Origin of the sequence: Comamonas badia DSM 17552 (assembly GCF_000484635.1) — a bacterium.
Classification (GTDB): Bacteria; Pseudomonadota; Gammaproteobacteria; order Burkholderiales; family Burkholderiaceae_C; genus Comamonas_C; species Comamonas_C badia.
The window spans coordinates 406,870-425,483 of sequence record NZ_AXVM01000003.1 but is presented as its reverse complement, the minus strand read 5'-3'; the positions used below and the strand labels follow the sequence as shown (position 1 = coordinate 425,483).

The 18,614-nt window shown below is 66.8% G+C and carries 21 protein-coding genes; 13 read left to right on the top strand and 8 right to left on the bottom strand.

The features are described from left to right. Window positions 1–101: 101 nt before the first annotated feature. Genes K320_RS0108930 through K320_RS0108915 form a run of 4 tightly spaced genes read left to right on the top strand, consistent with a single transcriptional unit; the run spans window position 102 to window position 4,756 of the window. The gene (locus K320_RS0108930; RefSeq protein ID WP_024538495.1) at window positions 102–1,304 is read left to right on the top strand and encodes an acyl-CoA dehydrogenase family protein; all 1,203 of its coding nucleotides are present in this window, start codon (window positions 102–104) and stop codon (window positions 1,302–1,304) included. Further along, entirely contained in the window at window positions 1,301–2,074 is a 774-nt protein-coding gene (locus tag K320_RS0108925) for an SDR family NAD(P)-dependent oxidoreductase (RefSeq protein ID WP_024538494.1), read from the top strand. The genes K320_RS0108930 and K320_RS0108925 overlap by 4 nt, the downstream gene beginning before the upstream one ends. After that, window positions 2,071–3,135, top strand: coding sequence for a phosphotransferase (locus tag K320_RS0108920; RefSeq protein ID WP_024538493.1), 1,065 nt, complete (start codon window positions 2,071–2,073; stop codon window positions 3,133–3,135). The genes K320_RS0108925 and K320_RS0108920 overlap by 4 nt, the downstream gene beginning before the upstream one ends. 1 nt (window position 3,136) lies before the next feature. After that, window positions 3,137–4,756 (top strand): AMP-binding protein, encoded by a 1,620-nt coding sequence (locus K320_RS0108915; protein WP_024538492.1) that lies wholly within the window; start codon window positions 3,137–3,139, stop codon window positions 4,754–4,756. A gap of 161 nt (window positions 4,757–4,917) precedes the next feature. Here K320_RS0108915 and greB read toward each other — a convergent pair whose 3' ends face one another. The 7 genes from greB to K320_RS0108880 form a co-directional block, all read right to left on the bottom strand. Beyond that, window positions 4,918–5,478 carry a transcription elongation factor GreB gene (greB, locus tag K320_RS0108910; RefSeq protein ID WP_024538491.1) on the bottom strand — a complete coding sequence of 187 codons (561 nt, stop codon included), beginning with the start codon at window positions 5,476–5,478 and terminating at the stop codon, window positions 4,918–4,920. A gap of 9 nt (window positions 5,479–5,487) precedes the next feature. After that, window positions 5,488–6,045, bottom strand: coding sequence for a DUF2799 domain-containing protein (locus K320_RS0108905; RefSeq protein WP_084301212.1), 558 nt, complete (start codon window positions 6,043–6,045; stop codon window positions 5,488–5,490). 34 nt (window positions 6,046–6,079) lie between these two features. Beyond that, the gene (locus K320_RS0108900; protein ID WP_024538489.1) at window positions 6,080–6,502 is read right to left on the bottom strand and encodes a universal stress protein; all 423 of its coding nucleotides are present in this window, start codon (window positions 6,500–6,502) and stop codon (window positions 6,080–6,082) included. A 20-nt stretch (window positions 6,503–6,522) separates the two neighbouring features. Then, window positions 6,523–8,388: a phosphoenolpyruvate carboxykinase (GTP) gene (locus tag K320_RS0108895; protein WP_024538488.1), complete on the bottom strand. Its 1,866-nt coding sequence runs from the start codon at window positions 8,386–8,388 to the stop codon at window positions 6,523–6,525. A gap of 286 nt (window positions 8,389–8,674) precedes the next feature. Further along, window positions 8,675–8,821 carry a hypothetical protein gene (locus tag K320_RS19225; protein WP_169730044.1) on the bottom strand — a complete coding sequence of 49 codons (147 nt, stop codon included), beginning with the start codon at window positions 8,819–8,821 and terminating at the stop codon, window positions 8,675–8,677. A gap of 90 nt (window positions 8,822–8,911) precedes the next feature. Then, window positions 8,912–10,054, bottom strand: a complete 1,143-nt coding sequence (gene dprA / locus K320_RS0108885; protein WP_024538487.1) for a DNA-processing protein DprA — start codon at window positions 10,052–10,054, stop codon at window positions 8,912–8,914. A gap of 20 nt (window positions 10,055–10,074) precedes the next feature. Beyond that, window positions 10,075–11,298, bottom strand: a complete 1,224-nt coding sequence (locus K320_RS0108880) for a LysM peptidoglycan-binding domain-containing protein (protein ID WP_024538486.1) — start codon at window positions 11,296–11,298, stop codon at window positions 10,075–10,077. 167 nt (window positions 11,299–11,465) lie between these two features. Here K320_RS0108880 and def point away from each other — a divergent pair, with 167 nt between their 5' ends. From def to K320_RS0108840, 8 genes are all read left to right on the top strand, one after another. After that, window positions 11,466–11,990: a peptide deformylase gene (def, locus tag K320_RS0108875; RefSeq protein WP_024538485.1), complete on the top strand. Its 525-nt coding sequence runs from the start codon at window positions 11,466–11,468 to the stop codon at window positions 11,988–11,990. Beyond that, window positions 11,987–12,478, top strand: coding sequence for a hypothetical protein (locus K320_RS0108870; protein ID WP_024538484.1), 492 nt, complete (start codon window positions 11,987–11,989; stop codon window positions 12,476–12,478). The genes def and K320_RS0108870 overlap by 4 nt, the downstream gene beginning before the upstream one ends. Before the next feature lie 18 nt (window positions 12,479–12,496). After that, window positions 12,497–13,471, top strand: a complete 975-nt coding sequence (fmt, locus tag K320_RS0108865) for a methionyl-tRNA formyltransferase (protein ID WP_024538483.1) — start codon at window positions 12,497–12,499, stop codon at window positions 13,469–13,471. Continuing rightward, a complete protein-coding gene (locus tag K320_RS0108860) occupies window positions 13,468–14,226 on the top strand; it encodes an AzlC family ABC transporter permease (RefSeq protein WP_024538482.1) in 759 nt (252 codons plus the stop codon). Before fmt ends, K320_RS0108860 begins: the two co-directional genes overlap by 4 nt. Next, entirely contained in the window at window positions 14,223–14,558 is a 336-nt protein-coding gene (locus K320_RS0108855; RefSeq protein ID WP_024538481.1) for an AzlD domain-containing protein, read from the top strand. Before K320_RS0108860 ends, K320_RS0108855 begins: the two co-directional genes overlap by 4 nt. A gap of 45 nt (window positions 14,559–14,603) precedes the next feature. Beyond that, complete coding sequence (locus K320_RS0108850; protein WP_024538480.1) at window positions 14,604–15,803, top strand: phosphoglycerate kinase; 1,200 nt, start codon at window positions 14,604–14,606, stop codon at window positions 15,801–15,803. A gap of 159 nt (window positions 15,804–15,962) precedes the next feature. Beyond that, a complete protein-coding gene (locus K320_RS0108845) occupies window positions 15,963–16,649 on the top strand; it encodes a hypothetical protein (protein WP_024538479.1) in 687 nt (228 codons plus the stop codon). Next, window positions 16,646–17,200 (top strand): FlgO family outer membrane protein, encoded by a 555-nt coding sequence (locus tag K320_RS0108840; protein WP_024538478.1) that lies wholly within the window; start codon window positions 16,646–16,648, stop codon window positions 17,198–17,200. Before K320_RS0108845 ends, K320_RS0108840 begins: the two co-directional genes overlap by 4 nt. Before the next feature lie 66 nt (window positions 17,201–17,266). On the opposite strand, the gene K320_RS0108835 is transcribed toward K320_RS0108840, so the two are convergent. Beyond that, the gene (locus K320_RS0108835; protein ID WP_024538477.1) at window positions 17,267–18,136 is read right to left on the bottom strand and encodes a gamma-glutamyl-gamma-aminobutyrate hydrolase family protein; all 870 of its coding nucleotides are present in this window, start codon (window positions 18,134–18,136) and stop codon (window positions 17,267–17,269) included. 139 nt (window positions 18,137–18,275) lie between these two features. On the opposite strand from K320_RS0108835, the gene K320_RS0108830 reads away from it, so the two are divergent. Continuing rightward, the gene (locus K320_RS0108830) at window positions 18,276–18,614 is read left to right on the top strand and encodes an HPF/RaiA family ribosome-associated protein (RefSeq protein ID WP_024538476.1); all 339 of its coding nucleotides are present in this window, start codon (window positions 18,276–18,278) and stop codon (window positions 18,612–18,614) included.

Genomic DNA, 18,614 nt, shown 5'->3' with positions numbered 1-18,614 from the left:
CGGCGGCGCTCTTGGACAGCAGATTTATCGGTATTCAACGTTCAAGGCTCGCACGCAATGGGCCTTGCAGGCATTTCCTGACTCCTTGACGGTCGTTTTCCATGGATTTTTCTCTCTCTTCGGAACTGCGCGCATTGCGCGACAGAGTTCGACAGTTCATCGTCCAGCAGGTGATTCCGCTCGAAGCCGATCCGCGCCAATCGCACCATGGCCCCGCCGAGGCGCTGCGCCACGAGCTGGTGGCGCGCGCCAAAGCGGCAGGCCTGCTCACGCCCCACGCCTCGCGCGCCATGGGCGGGCTGGGCCTCACGCACATCGAGAAGGCCGTGGTGTTCGAGGAGGCGGGCTATTCGCGCCTGGGGCCCACGGCGCTCAACATCCACGCGCCCGACGAGGGCAACATCCACCTGATGGAAGAGGTGGCCATGCCTGCGCAGAAGGAGCGCTGGCTGCGCCCTCAGGTGGCGGGCGAGACGCGCTCGTGCTTCGCGATGACCGAGCCCTCGCCCGGCGCGGGGGCCGATCCTTCCATGCTGCAGACCACGGCGGTGCGCGACGGCGACGACTACCTCATCAACGGCCGCAAGTGGTTCATCACCGGCGCCGATGGGGCCGACTACGCCATCATCATGGCGCGCATGGAGGACGGCTCGGCCACCATGTTCCTCTCGGACATGAATCGCCCGGGCATCACCCTGGAGCGAAACATGGATGCGATGGATGCCTGCTTCACCGGCGGCCACGGCGTGCTGCGCTTCGACAATCTGCGCGTGCCAGCAAGCGACGTGCTGGGCGAGATCGGCAAGGGCTTTCGCTACGCGCAGGTGCGCCTGGCGCCCGCACGGCTTACGCACTGCATGCGCTGGCTGGGCCAGGCGCGCCGCGCGCACGACACAGCCTTGAACTACGTGCGCAAGCGCCATGCCTTCGGCAAGCCGCTGGTGGAGCACGAGGGCGTGGGCTTCATGGTGGCCGACAACGACATGGACCTGCACACCGCGCGCCTGCACATCTGGCACACGGCCTGGCTGTTGGACCAGGGCGAGAAGTGCAACTTCGAATCGAGCCGTGCCAAGGTCGTGTGCTCCGAGGCCGAGTGGCGCGTGGTGGACCGCAGCGTGCAGATGCTCGGCGGCCAGGGCGTGACGGGCGAGACGCCCGTGATGCGCATCTTCACCGACATGCGCGCCTTCCGCATCTACGACGGACCGAGCGAGGTGCACCGCTGGAGCATGGCGCGCAAGCTCGCCCATATGGCCGAGAGGGCCGAGGCCGAGCTGCTGCGCGAAGGGGGTGTGGCATGAGCGCCGTGATGGATCGATTCAACCTGCGGGGCAAGCTGGCGCTGGTGACCGGCGCCTCCAGCGGGCTGGGTACGCACTTCGCTGAAGTGCTGGCCGCCGCCGGCGCGCGCGTGGCAGTGGCCGCGCGCCGCGTGGACAAGCTGCAGGGCGTGGTGGATGCCATCGCCGCCCGGGATGGCGAGGCGCGCGCCTTCGCGCTCGACGTGACCGACAACGCCAGCGTGCGCGCCTGCTTCGACGCGCTGTGCGCCTGGGGCGTGCCCGACGTGGTGGTCAACAACGCGGGTGTGACCGTCACGCGCCCCGTGCTGGAGCAGACCGAGGAAGACTTCGACCACGTGCTCGGCACCAACCTCAAGGGCAACTGGCTCGTCGCCACCGAGGCCGCGCGCCGCATGGTGGCGGCGGGCAAGAGCGGCGCGATCGTCAACGTGGCCTCCATCCTGGGCGAGCGCGTGACGGGCGGCGTGGCGCCGTACGCCATCTCCAAGGCCGGCGTGGTGCAGGCCACCAAGGCCCTGGCGCTGGAGCTTGCGCGCCACGGCATCCGCGTGAACGCGCTGCTGCCAGGCTACGTGGTCACCGACCTGAACCGCGACTTCCTCACGAGCGCGCAGGGCGACAAGCTGCGCGCGCGCATTCCCAGCCGCCGCTTCGGCGAGGTGACCGACCTGGACGGCCCGCTGCTGCTGCTGGCCTCGGACGCGGGCGCGGCCATGTCGGGCGCCACGCTGGCCGTCGACGGCGCGCACCTGGTGAGTTCGCTATGAGCGGTCCCGCGAATCCCCTGCTGGTCGAGGCGCTGGCCGACTACCTGCGTGCCCAGGGCCTGGCGGGCAGCGCTCCGCTGGAGGTGCGCGTGCTCGCGGGCGGCCAGTCCAATCCCACCTACCGCGTCACCGCGGGCGAAGGCCGCGACTACGTGCTGCGCAAGAAGCCGCCGGGCATGCTCATCGCCTCGGCCCACGCCATCGACCGCGAATACCGCGTGATGAATGCGCTGGCGGATACCGGCGTGCCCGTGCCGCGCATGCTGCACTATTGCGAAAACAGCGAGCTGCTGGGCACGCCGTTCTACGTGATGGAGTTCCTTGAGGGCCGCGTGCTCATGGACCAGTCGCTGCCCGGCATGCAGCCCGCCGAGCGCCACGCCATCTACCGCGAGATGAACCGCGTCATCGCCGCGCTTCATGCCGTGGACTACCGCGCCGTGGGCCTGAGCGACTATGGCAAGGTGGGGAACTACGTGGCCCGCCAGACCGCGCGCTGGTCGCGCCAGTGCCGACAATCCTCCTTGCCGATGAACGACGCGATGCACCGCCTGATGGACTGGCTGCCCGAGCACCTGCCCGCGGACGACGAGACCACGCTGGTGCACGGCGACTACCGGCTGGACAACCTGGTCTTCCACCCCACCGAGCCGCGCGTCATCGGCGTGCTGGACTGGGAACTGTCCACCCTGGGCCATCCGCTGGCCGACCTGGCCTACCAGTGCATGGCCTGGCGCATCCCGCCCAGCCTGTGGCGCGGCATAGGGGGGCTGGATCTGCCCGCACTGAGCATTCCTTCCGAAGAGGAATACGTGGCCTGGTACAGCGCCGCCACCGGACGCGACGCCGCGGGCGCCTGGGACTACTACCTGGCTTACAACCTGTTTCGCATGGCGGCCATACTGCACGGCATCGCCCAGCGGGCGCAGGACGGCAACGCTGCCGCCGACGACGCAGTGGAAACCGGCGCCAAGGCCGGGCCGCTGGCCGAGCTGGGCTGGCAGGCGGCACAGCGGTATATGGCGGGGCGGCGGCACGCCATCGACAAGAAGGAGACCTGAAATGAACGACAGTCCATACGAGCGTGGCCTGGGCAAGCGCCCGGCCAATTATTCGGCGCTGACGCCCACCATGTTCCTCAAGCGCTCGGCCTGGATCTTCCCGCACAAGACCGCGGTGATCGACGACGATGGAACGCTGAGCTATGCCGCGCTCTATGCGCGCTGCCGGCGCATGGCAAGCGCCCTGCAGGGCCTTGGCATCCGGCATGGGGACACCGTCTCCACGCTGCTCTTCAACAGCCACGAGATGCTGGAGAGCCACTACTCGATCCCGATGGCGGGTGCGGTGCTGAACGCGCTCAACATCCGGCTCGACGCCGCGACGCTGCGCTTCATCCTGGAGCACGGCGAATCGAAGGCGCTGCTCTACGACACCGAGTTCGAAGCGTTGGTGCGCGAGGTAGTGCAGGGCATGGCACGGCCGCCGGTGTTGGTCGCGGTGGCGCGCGAAGCGCCCGCCACGCCCGGCGTCGCCACGCACGACTACGAGACCCTGCTGGCGGACGGCGACGCCGGGTTCGACTGGCGCAAGCCCGAGGACGAATGGGAGGCGATCTCGCTGTGCTATACCTCGGGCACCACCAGCGACCCCAAGGGCGTGGTCTACCACCACCGCGGCGCCTACCTCTCGGCGCTGGGCAACGCGATGGCGTTCAACATGACGCCGGACACCGTCTACCTGTGGACGCTGCCGATGTTCCACTGCAACGGCTGGTGCTACACATGGGCCATCACAGCCGTCGGCGGCACGCACGTATGCCTGCGCAAAGTGCGCTCGGACGAAGTACTGCGCCACCTGCGCGAGCACCACATCACCCATATGTGCGGCGCTCCGGTGGTGCTGAACCAGCTCCTGAACGATTTCGCACAACAGGGCGTGGCACTCGCCAATCCGGTGCAATTCGCGCTCGGCGGCGCGGCGCCACCGAACGCCGTGATCGCCAAGGCGCAGACGGTGGGGTTTCGCATCACCCATCTGTACGGCCTCACGGAAAGTTACGGGCCATCGACCGTGTGCGTGTGGCAAGACGATTGGGCGAGCCTCGACGGCAATGCACTGGCGGCAAAGATGGCACGCCAGGGCGTGGGCCTTTATGCGATGGACGATGTGCAGGTGCTGGATCGCGAAACCGATGCCGTCGTGCCGGCCGACGGCCGGACGCTGGGCGAATTGGTGCACCGCGGCAACACGCTGATGAAAGGCTACCTAAAGAACCCCGAGGCTACCGAGCAGGCCTTCTGCGGCGACTGGTTCCGCACCGGCGACTTGGCGGTAATGCACTCGGACGGCTACGTCGAGATCAAGGATCGGGCCAAGGACATCATTATTTCGGGCGGCGAGAACATTTCCAGCAAGGAAGTCGAGGATGTGCTGTACGCTCATCCGGCGGTGCTGGAAGCAGCGGTCGTCGCGCGCCCCGACTCCCACTGGGGCGAGGTGCCATGCGCCTTCGTCGCGCTGAAGAATGGCGAGAAGGCGCCCACCGAGCAGGAGATCATTGATTTCTGTCGCGCCGGCATAGCTTCGTTCAAGATCCCGAAGCAGGTCGTGTTCGGCCCGTTACCCAAGACGTCCACCGGAAAAATTCTCAAGACCGTTTTGCGCGAGCGTATCGCATAAATTGCGCGGACCGCCCCACGGGCAGGCAATGTCCGGCGTCAATCAAGAAGAAGTTGGACTTGACCCCGCCCGCGGACAGTTGTCGGCTTGATTCAGAGTGGACGATGCAGGGTTGGCCACGGGGCGCACCGCATGATCGGCACCAGCGAGGCGTCACTCCGTCATGCAGAAGGCAGCGGGTAACGCACCGCCAGCACCTCCAGCTGGCGCGGGCCCGCCGGGGTCTGCAGGCTCACCTCGTCGCCCTCACGCGCCTTGAGCAGCGCGCGCGCCACGGGCGAAATCCAGCTCACCTGCTGCTGGCTGGTGTCCACCTCGTCTATGCCCAGGATGGTGATGGTGCGCTCATCGCCCAGATCATCGACGTAGGTGACGGTGGCGCCAAAGAACACCTGATCGCTGCCCGCGTGCACGCCGGGATCGACCACCTCGGCGATCTCCAGGCGCTTGGTCAGGAAGCGGATGCGCCTGTCGATCTCGCGCAGGCGCTTCTTGCCGTAGAGGTAATCGCCGTTTTCCGAGCGGTCGCCATTGAGCGCCGCCCAGTGCACCACTTCGACCACCCTGGGGCGCTCCTCGTCGATCAACTGCAGCAGTTCGGCGCGCAGCCGCGCATAGCCTCCGGTGGTGATGTAGTTCTTGCTGCCCACCGGAATGGGCGACGCGGCGGGGGCATCGTCGTCCTCGTCGCCGTCGCTTTCCTTGGTGAAGGCCTTGTTCATTCCCGGTAATCAGCGCCCCATGCGCAACTGCCATTCGGCGCGGTCCAGATCGTCGCGTGCGTTGGCGATGCGCCGATCCAGGTCGCGCAGATCGGAGCGGATGCGCCGGCGCTGATCATCGTCCCTGGCCTTGTCCAGATCGCGCTGGCGCGAGGATTGCTCACTTTGCAGGCGCCTGAGATTCTGCTCGGCGTCATAAGCGCGGTGTCCCACCCGGTAGCGATCAAGAAAGCCCGCCTCCATCTGTGGCGGACAGGAATTGCTGTAGGACTTGCCGTCGCGGCCCCAGCTGGCACCATTCTGCGGCGTGCAGAAACGCACGATGCCGGCCTCCCAGCCATTGAAGTACAACGCTTCATTGGGGCGCACGCCCGCCTCGGCACAGGCTTCGCGGATGTCTTGCAAACGCGAGCGCGGGTAACCGTCAAGGGCGTCGCGCATGCCCTGTTCGCCCCAGTTGGCGGTACGGCATTCCTGCTCGCTCATCGCCGCGCATCCGCCCAGCAGGGCGGCAGAGCCAAGCAGCACCGCGCCCAGCGCCATCCGAGTCCCAGCGTATGCAGCCATCGTTCCCCTCTCTTGTTCCGTGGATTCTGCCGACTCACCGCACCAGCAGCACCGGCACCGTGCAGCGCGCCAGCACCTGCGTGCTGACGGAGCCCAGGAGGAGCTTGCCCAGCGCACCCTGGCCCTGCGTGCCCATGACGATCAGGTCGTAGCCATCCGACTCGGCCGTCGCGGCAATCGTATCGCCAATGGGCCCGACCTTGGACAGCAACTGGGCCTGCACGCCCTTGCGCTGCAGGAATTCCTGCACCGGTTTCATGACGCGCTCGGCCTCGTCGGCGTAGTAGCCGTCCACCACCTCCTTGCTCAGCGCGGCACGGGCGCGCGGCGGCAGGGGCGGTTGCACCGTGATGGCGCTGTACTGATGCTCCGGCCCCAGCATTTCATCGTGAGCGGCCAGGTAGTCCAGCATCTTCTGCGTATAGGCGCTGCCATCGACAGCCAGCAAAATGCGCATGGTGTGCTTTCGTTGACGGGTCAGACGCCCAGGCGCTGCTGCAGCGCCGAGCGCGTGGCCAGCAGCTGCGGCGGCAGGTGGTGGGCGAGTTTGTCGAAGTGCGCATCGTGCAGCTTGAGCTCTTCGCTCCACGCCGCACCATCGATATCCGTGACCGTGTCGAACTGCGCCTGCGAGAAATCCAGGCCCTGCCAATTGATTTCGCCATACTGCGGCGCGACGCCGAAGGCGGTTTGCCGCCCCTGGGCCTTGCCTTCGATACGATCGAGCATCCACTTGAGCACGCGCATGTTTTCGCCATAGCCGGGCCAGACGAACTTGCCATCCGCCCCCTTGCGGAACCAGTTCACGCAGTAGATGCGGGGCAGGGTGGCGCCGGCGGCCTGCAGCCTCTCGCCCATGTCGAGCCAGTGCTGAAAATAATCGCTCATGTTGTAGCCGGCGAACGGCAGCATGGCGAACGGGTCGCGCCGCACCACGCCCTGCTGGCCGACGGCGGCCGCGGTGGTTTCCGAGCCCATGGTCGCCGCCATGTAGACGCCTTCCTGCCAATCGCGCGCCTCGGTCACCAGCGGCACGGTGGTGGAGCGCCGGCCGCCAAAGATCATCGCGTCGATCACCACACCCGCCGGGTCATCCCAGGCGGCGTCCAGCGCCGGGTTGTTGGTGGCTGCCGTCGTGAATCGCGCGTTCGGATGCGCGGCCTTGGCGCCGGTTTCCCTGGCAATGGCAGGCGTCCAGTCCTGGCCCTTCCAGTCCAGCAGGTGCTCTGGCAGGTCGCCGGTGTCCTTCTCCATGCCTTCCCACCAGACGTCGCCATCGTCGGTCAGCGCCACATTGGTGAAGATCACATCGCTCTTGAGGCTCAGCATGCAGTTCGGATTGGTCTGCATGTTGGTGCCGGGCGCCACGCCGAAGTAGCCCGCCTCGGGGTTGATGGCGCGCAGGCTGCCGTCCGCCTGCGGCTTGATCCAGGCGATGTCGTCGCCTATGGTTGTGACCTTCCAGCCATCAAACCCGGTGGGGGGCACCAGCATGGAAAAGTTGGTTTTGCCGCAGGCACTGGGGAACGCGGCCGCGACGTGGTACTTCTTGCCCTGGGGGTTCTGCACACCCAGGATCAGCATGTGCTCGGCGAGCCAGCCTTCATCACGGCCCATGGTGGAGGCGATGCGCAGCGCCAGGCACTTCTTGCCCAGCAGCGCGTTGCCGCCATAGCCCGAGCCATAGCTCCAGATTTCACGTGTCTCGGGGTAGTGCACGATGTATTTGGTCTCGTTGCACGGCCAGCTGGTCTGGTCCTTCTCGCCGGCGGCAAGGGGCACGCCCACGGTGTGCATGCAGGGCACGAAGCTGCCGTCGGTGCCGATCACGTCGTGCACGGCGCGACCCATGCGCGTCATCAGCTTCATGTTCACCGCCACATAGGCGCTGTCGGAGAGCTCCACGCCGATCTGCGCGATGGGGCTGCCCAGCGGGCCCATGGAGAACGGCACGACATACATCGTGCGTCCGGCCATGCAGCCATCGAACAGCGGCTGCAGCGTGGCGCGCATCTCGGCCGGGGCCATCCAGTTGTTGGTGGGGCCGGCGTCTTCCTTTTTCTCGGAGCAGATGTAGGTGCGGCCCTCCACACGGGCCACGTCGCTCGGGTCCGACCAGGCAAGGTAGGAATTGGCGCGCCTGGCCGGGTTCAGGCGTTTGAAGGTACCGACGTCGACAAGCTGCTGGCACAGGGTGTCGTATTCCTGCTGGCTGCCGTCGCACCAGTGCACTTTTGCCGGTTTGCACAGCGCCACCATATCGGCGACCCAGGCAATCAGCTTGGCATTCTTGACATAGGCAGGTACCTGAATCGGCAGGCCCCGAAGGGTGGGAGCATTCATGGGATGGACTTCCTGAGTTTGAAAAACGTTTTTTCAAAAGCAGCGCCCTGCCGCGTGCGTGTGAACGCCGGACGGCAAGGCGCGACCTTTGAAAAAAAGACTCTCGCCAGACAGGCGGACTGCCAACAACCGCCTGCGGGAGGTCGATTTTAGGAAGCCGATCAGACTTTGTCCGCACCAGCACCGGCAAATCTATGCAATCAATGCATGAAAATATGCATTCTTCTCCTTCTTGACCCACAAAAAAGCCCCGCAAAGCGGGGCTTCTGGGCGGCGGTGCAAATGCCTAGCCGACGCTCACCGCAATCATCGCCAGGATGAAAATCACCATGGCGCCAAAGGCCGGGATGACCAGCGGAATCACCGATGTGACGGCTTCGATCGGATCGACATCGTGCGCCTGCTCGCCAGTGGCAACGGGATGATCGGACATGGTGGCTGCTCCTCTAAAGCCGGTAAGCGGTATGTGACTGACCTGCGAGTGTAGCGCGAAGCAGCCATTGGCTCAAACCACGGCTGCAGATCACGCGCCCGCCACGCGCTGGAACAACCCTCCGGGCAGGCGTGCGACACTGCCGTCCAGTTCCAGCTCCAGCAGCCGCAGCTGCAGCGTGGCCGTGTCGAATCCCGTGCGATCGAGCAGCGCATCCAGGCTTGCCGGATCAAAGCCCAGCGCCTGCAATACCGGGTCGTGCGTGGCGGGGGCAGACGCGGGCTCGGATGGCACGGCGGGCTGCGGCGCTCCGGCAAGCTGCAGCTCTTCCAGGATGTCCTGCGCTGTCTCCACCAGCTTGGCGCCCTGGCGGATCAGCGCGTGGCAGCCGCGTGACTGCGGCGCGTGGATGGAACCGGGTATTGCAAACACGTCCCGCCCCTGTTCGCTGGCGAGGCGGGCGGTGATGAGCGAGCCCGAGGCCAATGCCGCCTCCACCACCAGCGTGCCCTGCGACAGCCCGGAAATGATGCGGTTGCGGCGTGGAAAATTCGCCGCCAGCGGCGGCGTGCCCAACGGGTATTCGCTGACCAGCAAGCCGCTCTCCCGGATGCGCGCGGCCAGCGCCTCATGGGCACGCGGGTACACCTGGTCCAGCCCGGTGCCCACAACCGCGATCGTGGCCGGCGTGGCGGCATCGGCACGGGCGGCCAGCGCACCTTCATGCGCCGCCGCATCCACTCCCCGGGCCAGTCCGGAGACGATGCTCAGACCGGCTTCGCGCAGTGCCTGGCCAAACTGGCGCGCATTCAATGCGCCCTGCGCGGTGGGGTTGCGGCTGCCGACGATCGCCATGCTGTGTTCGGGGAAAAAACGGCGGACATTGAACAGCGGCGCCGCGCCCTCCAGGTACAGCAGCACGGGTGGATCCTCGGTTTCCAGCAACAGCCGGGGATAGGCGGGATCGGCCAGGGTGAGGATGGCGCGTGACGCCGCGCCGCGCCCCTGCAGCCACTGCCAGGCACGCTCCACCAGCGGCTGCAGGGCGTCGCCTGTGTGCGCCTGCAACGCCTGCGCCTGGGCCTCGCCGATGCAATCGGCCCAATCATGCACGGCATGGGTCAATACCGCCTGCGGCAGACCAAAGCGAGCGAGCAGGCGGCGCACCGTCCGCGGGCCCAGGCCGCGTGCCGTCGTCAGGCGCAGCCAGGCCGCCAGCTCTTCGCGCTGCATTGCGGCGATGCCCGGCGGGGTTATTCGGGATTGACCAGGTGGTCGCCTACCTGCACGGCATCGGTCACCCGCAGCAGCAGCACGTAGGAAACGCGCTCAAAGGTGCGAAACACCATGGCGGTGCCGTTGACTTCGCTGGGCAGCTTGATGACGGTCTTGCGCCCGTCGGTCTTGTCCTTCACATGCTGGCCGCCGCTGAGCACCGTCAGCACCTGTCCGACTTCGATGCCGTCCTGCGTTCCGCGATTGATGGAAACCACCTGATTCTGCCCGGCATAGCTGACGGCCGCGCTGCCGTAGAGGGACACGACCTGGGCGCCGACAGGAATGCCGGGGGCATGCGGTACGTAGTTCACGAAGCCGCGCTTGGCCGCCGGCAGCAGCCGGTCTCCCGGACGCACTTCTTCCTTGACGCGGGAAAGATCGACGGTGGCCGGCACGATATCCACCTGCACCTTGCCGTCGGCCACAGGGGTTTCCTGCTCGGATTCGCCGCGCACCAGCGATGCCTGGGCGACATACTGGGCCTCGTAGCCCAGGATTTCCCCGGTACTGGGGTCTTTCATGGGCACGGCGTTGCGGTACACGCGCCATTGGCGCGGGGTGTCAGCGGCCAGCGCCAGCGGGCTGCCGTCCGGCCCGCGCGCATACGCACGGTCGCCGCCCGCGATGATGGAATGCTCGCCGCGCGTGGCGACGATGCGCGGTGCCTGCTCGAAGGCCAGCTCCTGCACCACCTCCGGCTCCACCAGGAAGGGCTCTATCAGCCCCGGCCTGAGCGTCGGCAAGGCGCTGTCGGCCAGGCTTTCGTAGCGGGTGCGCGGCGAGACGCGAATGGTCTCGCTGGCGCCGCCGGTCCGCAGCCGGGCGTAGCCGCCCGATTTGTCCAGGTACAGCGTCTGGCCCGGGTAGATCAGGTGCGGGTTGGCAATCGCCTGCATATTCATGCCCCACAGCTCGGGCCAGCGCCAGGGGCGCTTGAGGTAGATGCCTGCAATGGCCCAGAGCGTATCGCCGGATTTCACCACGTAGGTATCGGGAGCGTCGGCCGACAGCTCGGACAGCGGCACGCCGCGCGTCGCTGCCTGTTGCGCCGTGGCGCGCTGCTGCGCGGTGATCGGAAACTTCTGCGCCCACGCAGCCCCCGAAGGCAGCACGCAGGCCAGGGAGAGCGCCATGGTGGTTGCCAGCGCTGCCGCGCGGCCCTGCTTGCCTGCCTCTGTCTGGTTGCCGTTTTCTTGCATGTCAGAATTCCCTCTTGCCTGCTGCGCCGCGTGTGCGGGCGCTCGCCCTGAGCACAAATCAAGAGAGATTCTCGACCCAAGCTCTTGATTCGGCAACGATTATTGCCCCTGCCAGACACTCTCGCGCTTGAAAGTTGCGAGAATAACGACATATTGAGCGCTGCACCATGGCCATTCTTCCCATCCTCCGCTATCCCGATCCACGCCTGCACAAGGTCGCCAGCCCGGTGCAGACGGTCGATGCCCGCATCCAGACGCTGGTGGCCGACATGATCGCCACCATGTACGACGCCGACGGCATAGGCCTGGCCGCCACGCAGGTGGACGTGCACGAACGCGTCATCGTGATCGACGTTTCCGAAACACGCGATCAGCCGCTGGTGCTGATCAACCCCGAGACTCTCTGGCTCAGCGATGAGAAGCATGTGGGCGACGAAGGCTGCCTCTCGGTGCCCGGCATCTACGACCAGGTCGAGCGCGCCGCTGCCGTGCGGGTGCGGGCGCTTGGCCAGGACGGCGGCCTGCGCGAGATCGAGGCCGACGGACTGCTGGCCGTCTGCATCCAGCACGAGATGGATCACCTGATGGGCAAGGTCTTCGTCGAATACCTTTCGGCGCTCAAGCGCGGGCGCATCAAGACCAAGCTCATCAAGCAGCAAAAAGAACACCGGCAGCAGGCGGTGGATGCATGAGTGCGGTCCGGCACCTCGCCATGGCATGCCTTGCCGGGGTGCTGCTGGCGGGCTGCGCCGTTCCCCAATGGCTTGAGCCGGGCACGCCGCTGCAGACCGTCGAACAGTCGATGGGGCGGCCTACCCAGACCGAAGCCCTTGCCGAAGGCGGCGTGCGGCTGCTGTACAGCCGCCAGCCGGCCGGGCAGCAGGTCTACCACGTCGATTTCGATGGCCGCCACCGGCTGGTTTCCGTCACGCAGGTACTGAGCGAGGCGAGCTTTCAGCAGCTGCTGCCGGGCGTGGACACGCGCGCATCGGTCCAGGCATTTTTCGGCCCGCCGGCGCTGGTGGAGCGCGTCGCGCGCTTCGACGGCGACATCTGGACCTATCGCTTGATGGAAAACCTCACGCCCCGCCTTGCCCATGTGCACATCGACCCTGCTGGCGTGGTGCGGCGCGTGATGTTCACCGACGAGATCCTCGGCGAACCGGATCCGGGGCGCTGACCGGCCGCAGGATTGACGATGCGCATCGCCTTTGCCGGAACCCCGGATTTCGCCCACGTGGCGCTGCAGGCATTGCTGGATGCAGGATTCGAGGTGGCCTTGGTGCTCACCCAGCCCGATCGCCCGGCGGGGCGAGGCCTGCAGCTGCAGGCCTCCCCCGTCAGGCAATGCGCCTCACGCCACGGCATTGCCGTCGTTCAGCCACGCAGCCTGCGGCTGGACGGCAGATTTCCTGACGACGCCCAGGCGGCGCGCACCGCCTTGGCCGCGGCACGGATCGACGCCCTGATCGTCGCCGCCTACGGCCTGATCCTGCCGGCCTGGGTACTGCAGATGCCGCGCCATGGGTGCCTCAATATCCACGCCAGCCTGCTGCCGCGCTGGCGCGGTGCCGCGCCCATCCACCGGGCGATCGAGGCCGGCGATGCCGAGACCGGCGTGACCATCATGCAGATGGATGAAGGGCTGGATACGGGTGCGATGCTGCTGCGCGAGGCACTGGCGATTGCGCCGCGCGAGACCACCGGCACGCTGCACGACCGACTCGCGGCCCTGGGCGGCGTATTGATCGTGCGCGCGCTCAAGGAACTGCAGCAAGGCGAACTGCAGCCCACCCCGCAGCCGCCCGAGGGCATCAGCTACGCGCACAAGATCAGCAAGGCCGAGAGCGCGCTGGATTGGTCGCTGCCCGCCGAGGTGCTGGAGCGGCGCGTGCGGGCGTTCGACCCGTTTCCCGGAACCCAGACCGTGCATGGCGGTGTGACCCTCAAGCTCCGGGATTGTGAAATTGATAGCTTCTACCGTAATACAGACAAGCGCTTTGGCCATATTTTATATATGGATTCAAACGGAATAGGCGTTGCCTGCGGCAACGGTTCGGTGCTGCGCCTGACAGCCTTGCAGCGCGCCGGGGGCAAGCGTCTGGCGGTGGGCGAATTTCTGCGCGGACACGCGATGGCCGTCGGCGACCCGCTCGGCGCCGAGCCCGGATGACCAGCGCCATGACCGCCTTGAGGCAGGTGGTGCGCAGCCCGCATTTCCGGCTCGGCATGACTGACATGACCGGGCTGGCGCTGGGCATCGCCGCCTGGGGGCTGGTCACCGGCGTCGCCATGGTCAAGGCCGGCATGGGCGTGGGCATGGCCATCGTGCTGAGCCTCACGGTGTTTGCCGGCAGCGCGCAGCTGGCGGTACTGCCGCTGATGGCGGCGAATGCGCCGCTCTGGGTCATCTGGCTCACCGCCACCTGCGTGAACCTGCGCTTCGTGATCTTCAGCGACCTGTGGCGCACATATTTCGCGCACCTGCCGCGCTGGCACCGCGTCACCATCGGCTACTTGAGCGGCGACGTGATCTTCGTCGGCTTTCTGCAGCGCTTCCCCAAGCCCGAGCCACAGGCGCAACAGGTGCCGTATTTCTGGGGCGCGGCGACGGTACTGTGGCTTGCGTGGCAGGTGGCATCGATCATCGGCATCGTGGCGGCCAACGAGATTCCATTGGAATGGGGCCTGGGCTTCGCGGGCGTTCTGGCGCTGCTGGGGATTCTCATGGCCATGCTGACGGATACGCCCAGCTGGCTGGCCACCATCACCGCCTGCACCGCGGCAATCGCCGCCTACGCGCTGCCGCTCAAGCTCAACATCCTGCTGGCCGTCGTCGTTGCGGTGGCCGTGGGTCTGGCGGCGGAATCGCTGGAGCAGGCGCGCAAGCGGGCGCGCGCCACCCGGAGCCCGGGAGGCCCGCCATGAGCCAGCCGTGGTGGCTGATGCTGATCATCATTGCCGGGCTGGCCCTGGTGACCGTGCTCACGCGCGCGTTCTTCCTGATTCCGGAGCGGGAATTGCCGCTGCCGCAATGGCTGCGCCGCGGGCTCAAATACGCACCACTGGCGGCCATCGCCGCCGTCGTCGCGCCCGAGGTGCTGATCCAGCATGGGCAGCTGATCGAGACCCTGGCCGATGCACGCCTGCCCGCCGTGCTGGCCGGGGGCCTGTGGTACTTCTGGCGCCGGGGCATCCTGGGCACCATCGTCGTGGGCATGGCGGTTTACATGCCATTGTACTTATATTTGGGGTGGTGAGGCGCATCGCCTGCCCCCCTTTTTTTCTCATCCCTCTATCGCGCCATGCAAATTCTTCGTTTTTCCGACCTTTGCGCCAACGGCCAGGCGCGCGGCCAGCGCGTGTTCATCCGTGCCGACCTGAACGTGCCGCAGGACGACGCCGGCCGCATCACCGAGGACACGCGCATCCGGGCCTCCGTGCCCTGCATCCAGATGGCGCTCGATGCCGGCGCCGCCGTCATGGTCACCAGCCACCTGGGACGTCCGACCGAGGGTGAATTCAGGCCCGAGGACTCGCTCGCCCCCGTCGCCCAGCGGCTGTCCGAACTGCTCGGGCGCGACGTGCCGCTCGTCGCCCACTGGGTCGATGGCGTGAGCGTGCAGCCCGGCCAGGTGGTGCTGCTGGAAAACTGCCGCGTGAACCAGGGCGAGAAGAAGAACAACCCCGAGCTGGCGCAGAAAATGGCCAAACTCTGCGACATCTACGTCAACGACGCCTTCGGCACCGCGCACCGCGCCGAAGGCACGACCTACGGCATCGCCGAATACGCCAGGACGGCCTGCGCCGGCCCGCTGCTGGCGGCCGAGATCGACGCCATCACCAAGGCCCTGGCGCAGCCCAAGCGCCCGCTGGTGGCCATCGTCGCCGGCTCCAAGGTCTCCACCAAGCTGACCATCCTGCAGAGCCTGGCCAGCAAGGTGGACGGACTGATCGTCGGCGGCGGCATCGCCAACACCTTCATGCTGGCCGCCGGCCTGCCCATCGGCAAGAGCCTGGCCGAGCCCGATTTGGTGGATGAGGCCAAGGCCGTCATCGCCGCCATGGCCGCGCGCGGCGCCGAGGTGCCGATCCCGACCGACGTGGTGGTCGCCAAAAACTTTGCCGCCGACGCCGCCGCCACGGTGAAGCCGGCCACAGAAGTGGCCGAGGACGAGCTGATCCTGGACATCGGGCCCGAGACCGCGGCGCGCCTGGCGGTGCAGCTCAAGGCCGCCGGCACCATCGTCTGGAACGGCCCGGTGGGCGTGTTCGAGTTCGACCAGTTCGCTAAGAGCACGGAAACCATCGCCCGCGCCATCGCCGCATCCAGCGCCTTCAGCATTGCCGGCGGCGGCGACACCCTGGCGGCCATCGCCAAGTACGGCATCACGAGCCAGGTGGGCTACATCTCCACCGGCGGCGGCGCTTTCCTGGAGGTGCTGGAGGGCAAAACCCTGCCGGCTTTCGACATCCTGCAGCGGCGCGCCAAGATGCAGCCGTAACTTCTTGGCACGTGCGAACAAAACAACACAATTGCGCGTTTGCCTGCAACAAATGCGCGGGCGGTGTTTGCCTTTCGCGCGTTCGGTGCTAAAAATCACCTTCGGGCCAATGGGGCGCGCATCCATGCGCCCCGTGGCGTCACCAATTGAGGAGGGATCATGTCCTTGACCAAGGCTCTCACGTGGACTGCCGCCGCCGGCGCCGTCCTCGCGCTGATCGGCTGTGCCCAGGCGCCCATTCCGGTCGCCCAGAATTTCGAATACACCAGCCAGTACAAGGTGCGCTCGGCCGGGCACTGGGAGCTGGTCGCACGTGACGTGGCCGCCCAGACGCGCGCCATGCTGGGTTCGGCAGGCGTGGCCGGCAACGTTCCGCTGCATGTGGTCGCACCGGTCAATCCGAGCTCCTTCGACCTCGGATTCCGCGATTTCCTCATCACCCAACTGGTGCATGACGGCGCCGTCGTGCGCACCGACCCCGCCTCCGCGCTCGCCGTGACCTACAGCACCCAGGTGGTGCGCCACAACAGCGACCGGCCGCACTTCATTCCCGGCATGTTCACCATGCTCGCGGGCGGTCTTGCCGCGGCCTATGGCCTGCGGCTGGAACATGTCGACACCAAGATTGCCGCGGGCCTGGGCCTCGCCGTGGGATTGGATTTTGCCAACAGCATCAATTCCGGCGGCCCGACGAATACCGAGCTGATTCTCACCACCACCGTCACGCGCGATGGGCAGTACGTGGCACGCAAGACCGACGTGTACTACCTGGAAAACGTCGATACGCCGCTGTTCATGCGCCCCTCCTACTACCGCACCGTCAACATGAAGGTGGTATCGCAATGAAACACGCACTCGCCCTGGGCCTGGTTGCCTCCGTCTTCGCCGCAGGCTGCGCCCAGCAGTCGGCGCAGATCCGCCCCGAACCCACCTACCAGCAGGCCGCCCAGGCGCCCATGCTGCAAAGCAGCCGCGATGCGGTACAGCGCCTGCTGTCCGGGCTGGACATCGCCGCCACAGGGCCCGGGCCCGTGCTGGTGGCCACCGTGGTCAACATCAACGACCTGAGCCGCGCCGCGCCGCTGGGGCGCACGCTGTCCGAGCAATATGCCACCGCCATGGCCATGAGCGGTTTTGACGTCAAGGAAATCAAACTGCGCGGCGAAGTATTCGTGAAGCAGGATGCGGGCGAACTGCTGCTTTCGCGCGAGATCAAGGACATCGCACGCCAGCACAACGCCTCCATGGTGGTGGTGGGCACCTATTCGGCCGCCGCCAATTTCACCTACGTGAGCCTCAAGCTCGTGCGCATGGAAGACAGCCGCATCATCCGCGGCTACGACTACGCCCTGCCGGTGGATCGCGACGTCAAGCAGCTGCTGGTGCAGGCGCGCTGAAAGCGCTGCCCGCCCTCGCAGAAGCCGCCGCGGGCGGCTTTTTCATGCGCGCCGAAGGCTTGCGGATCAGAACCGGGTGAGCAGCGCCTGGCGCAGCAGGCGCGAGGCGCGGTCACGGATGTGCAGCGGGCTGAAACCCGGCTGGGAGCGCTGGCGCGCACGCCTGCAGGCATCGAGAAAGTCGCACAGGATCGGCGTGTCGTCCAGCGTCACGTCGGCCCGCGCGCGGAATTCCGGATGCCACTGGGTGGCCGCGATATACCCCTTGCCGTGGCGCGCGGTGCGCCGGATCGCCTCAGGCACATGGTCGGGCGTGCTCCAGGCCTCGACCGTGAAGCCCGGCGCCAGCTCCTTGATGCCCTGGTGATGGATGCTGTTCACCGTCGCCAGCGTGCGCCCGGGGTACAGGCGCGCCAGCCGGGTACGCGGCACGATCTCGATGCCATGCACGTTGCGGTCGTAGCTCTCGGCATCGCGATGGCGCTGGGCGCCGGGCACCTGGGTTTCGATGTCCTGGTAGAGCGAGCCGCCGAACGCCACGTTGATGATCTGCAGGCCGCGGCAGACGCCGAAGATCGGCTTGCCCGCCTGCTCGAAGGCCTCGATCACGGCCAGATCATAGAGATCGCGCACGCGGTCGCCCTCCCACTCGGGCCTGAGCGCTATCTCCCCGTAGTGGCCCGGCCAGACATCGGCCCCGCCGTGCAGCACCACGCCATCCAGCCACTGCGCATAGTGCTTGAGCGTCACGTCGCCGCGCGCCGTCTCGCCCGTCGGACAAGGGACGACGACCACCAGCGCGCCCGCCGACATGATCCAGTGCGCAATCGATTGCTCGATGTATTGCAGCGTCTTGCCAGTGAACAGGTGGCGCTGGGGGTCAGCGTGGGAAAAGCAGGCGGATAGCCCAATCTTGAGGCGCAGCGGCTCGGTCATGGTCAGGGTTGTAGCACTGTCAGCGCCCGGCCGCTCCGGGCATTGCGCTTTTGCGACGCACTGTTGTTTTTACCGCCATGCCGCCGGGGTAAGCTAGCGCCTGAACACCCCGCGGGGGGCCATCTGAAAGGAGTCCAAGATGCAAGTGCATGTCCACGCCGACCGGCAGATCCAGGGCGGAGAATCGCTCGCCCACTGGGTCGAACAGGAAACGCTGCAGCGCCTCGCCCGTTTTCGCGAGCAGGTCACGCGCATCGAGGTGTTTCTGAGCGACGAGAATGCAAGCAAGCCGGGTGACAAGCGCTGCCGCATGGAAGCCCGGCCCGCAGGACTGCCGCCCGTCACGGTCACGGCCACGGCCGATAAAGTGGCTGATGCCTTCACCAGCGCCGCCGAGAAGCTGCAGCGGGCGCTGGAAGCCGACATTGGCCGCGGCAAGAACCACAAGGGCGGCGAAACCATCCGAACGGGCGAATAG

Coding starts and splice junctions, on each gene's coding strand:
- K320_RS0108930 (WP_024538495.1), top strand. CDS start 102: ATGGATTTTTCTCTCTCTTCGGAACTGCGCGCATTGCGCGACAGAGTT.
- K320_RS0108925 (WP_024538494.1), top strand. CDS start 1,301: ATGAGCGCCGTGATGGATCGATTCAACCTGCGGGGCAAGCTGGCGCTG.
- K320_RS0108920 (WP_024538493.1), top strand. CDS start 2,071: ATGAGCGGTCCCGCGAATCCCCTGCTGGTCGAGGCGCTGGCCGACTAC.
- K320_RS0108915 (WP_024538492.1), top strand. CDS start 3,137: ATGAACGACAGTCCATACGAGCGTGGCCTGGGCAAGCGCCCGGCCAAT.
- greB (WP_024538491.1), bottom strand. CDS start 5,478: ATGAACAAGGCCTTCACCAAGGAAAGCGACGGCGACGAGGACGACGAT.
- K320_RS0108905 (WP_084301212.1), bottom strand. CDS start 6,045: ATGGCTGCATACGCTGGGACTCGGATGGCGCTGGGCGCGGTGCTGCTT.
- K320_RS0108900 (WP_024538489.1), bottom strand. CDS start 6,502: ATGCGCATTTTGCTGGCTGTCGATGGCAGCGCCTATACGCAGAAGATG.
- K320_RS0108895 (WP_024538488.1), bottom strand. CDS start 8,388: ATGAATGCTCCCACCCTTCGGGGCCTGCCGATTCAGGTACCTGCCTAT.
- K320_RS19225 (WP_169730044.1), bottom strand. CDS start 8,821: ATGTCCGATCATCCCGTTGCCACTGGCGAGCAGGCGCACGATGTCGAT.
- dprA (WP_024538487.1), bottom strand. CDS start 10,054: ATGCAGCGCGAAGAGCTGGCGGCCTGGCTGCGCCTGACGACGGCACGC.
- K320_RS0108880 (WP_024538486.1), bottom strand. CDS start 11,298: ATGCAAGAAAACGGCAACCAGACAGAGGCAGGCAAGCAGGGCCGCGCG.
- def (WP_024538485.1), top strand. CDS start 11,466: ATGGCCATTCTTCCCATCCTCCGCTATCCCGATCCACGCCTGCACAAG.
- K320_RS0108870 (WP_024538484.1), top strand. CDS start 11,987: ATGAGTGCGGTCCGGCACCTCGCCATGGCATGCCTTGCCGGGGTGCTG.
- fmt (WP_024538483.1), top strand. CDS start 12,497: ATGCGCATCGCCTTTGCCGGAACCCCGGATTTCGCCCACGTGGCGCTG.
- K320_RS0108860 (WP_024538482.1), top strand. CDS start 13,468: ATGACCAGCGCCATGACCGCCTTGAGGCAGGTGGTGCGCAGCCCGCAT.
- K320_RS0108855 (WP_024538481.1), top strand. CDS start 14,223: ATGAGCCAGCCGTGGTGGCTGATGCTGATCATCATTGCCGGGCTGGCC.
- K320_RS0108850 (WP_024538480.1), top strand. CDS start 14,604: ATGCAAATTCTTCGTTTTTCCGACCTTTGCGCCAACGGCCAGGCGCGC.
- K320_RS0108845 (WP_024538479.1), top strand. CDS start 15,963: ATGTCCTTGACCAAGGCTCTCACGTGGACTGCCGCCGCCGGCGCCGTC.
- K320_RS0108840 (WP_024538478.1), top strand. CDS start 16,646: ATGAAACACGCACTCGCCCTGGGCCTGGTTGCCTCCGTCTTCGCCGCA.
- K320_RS0108835 (WP_024538477.1), bottom strand. CDS start 18,136: ATGACCGAGCCGCTGCGCCTCAAGATTGGGCTATCCGCCTGCTTTTCC.
- K320_RS0108830 (WP_024538476.1), top strand. CDS start 18,276: ATGCAAGTGCATGTCCACGCCGACCGGCAGATCCAGGGCGGAGAATCG.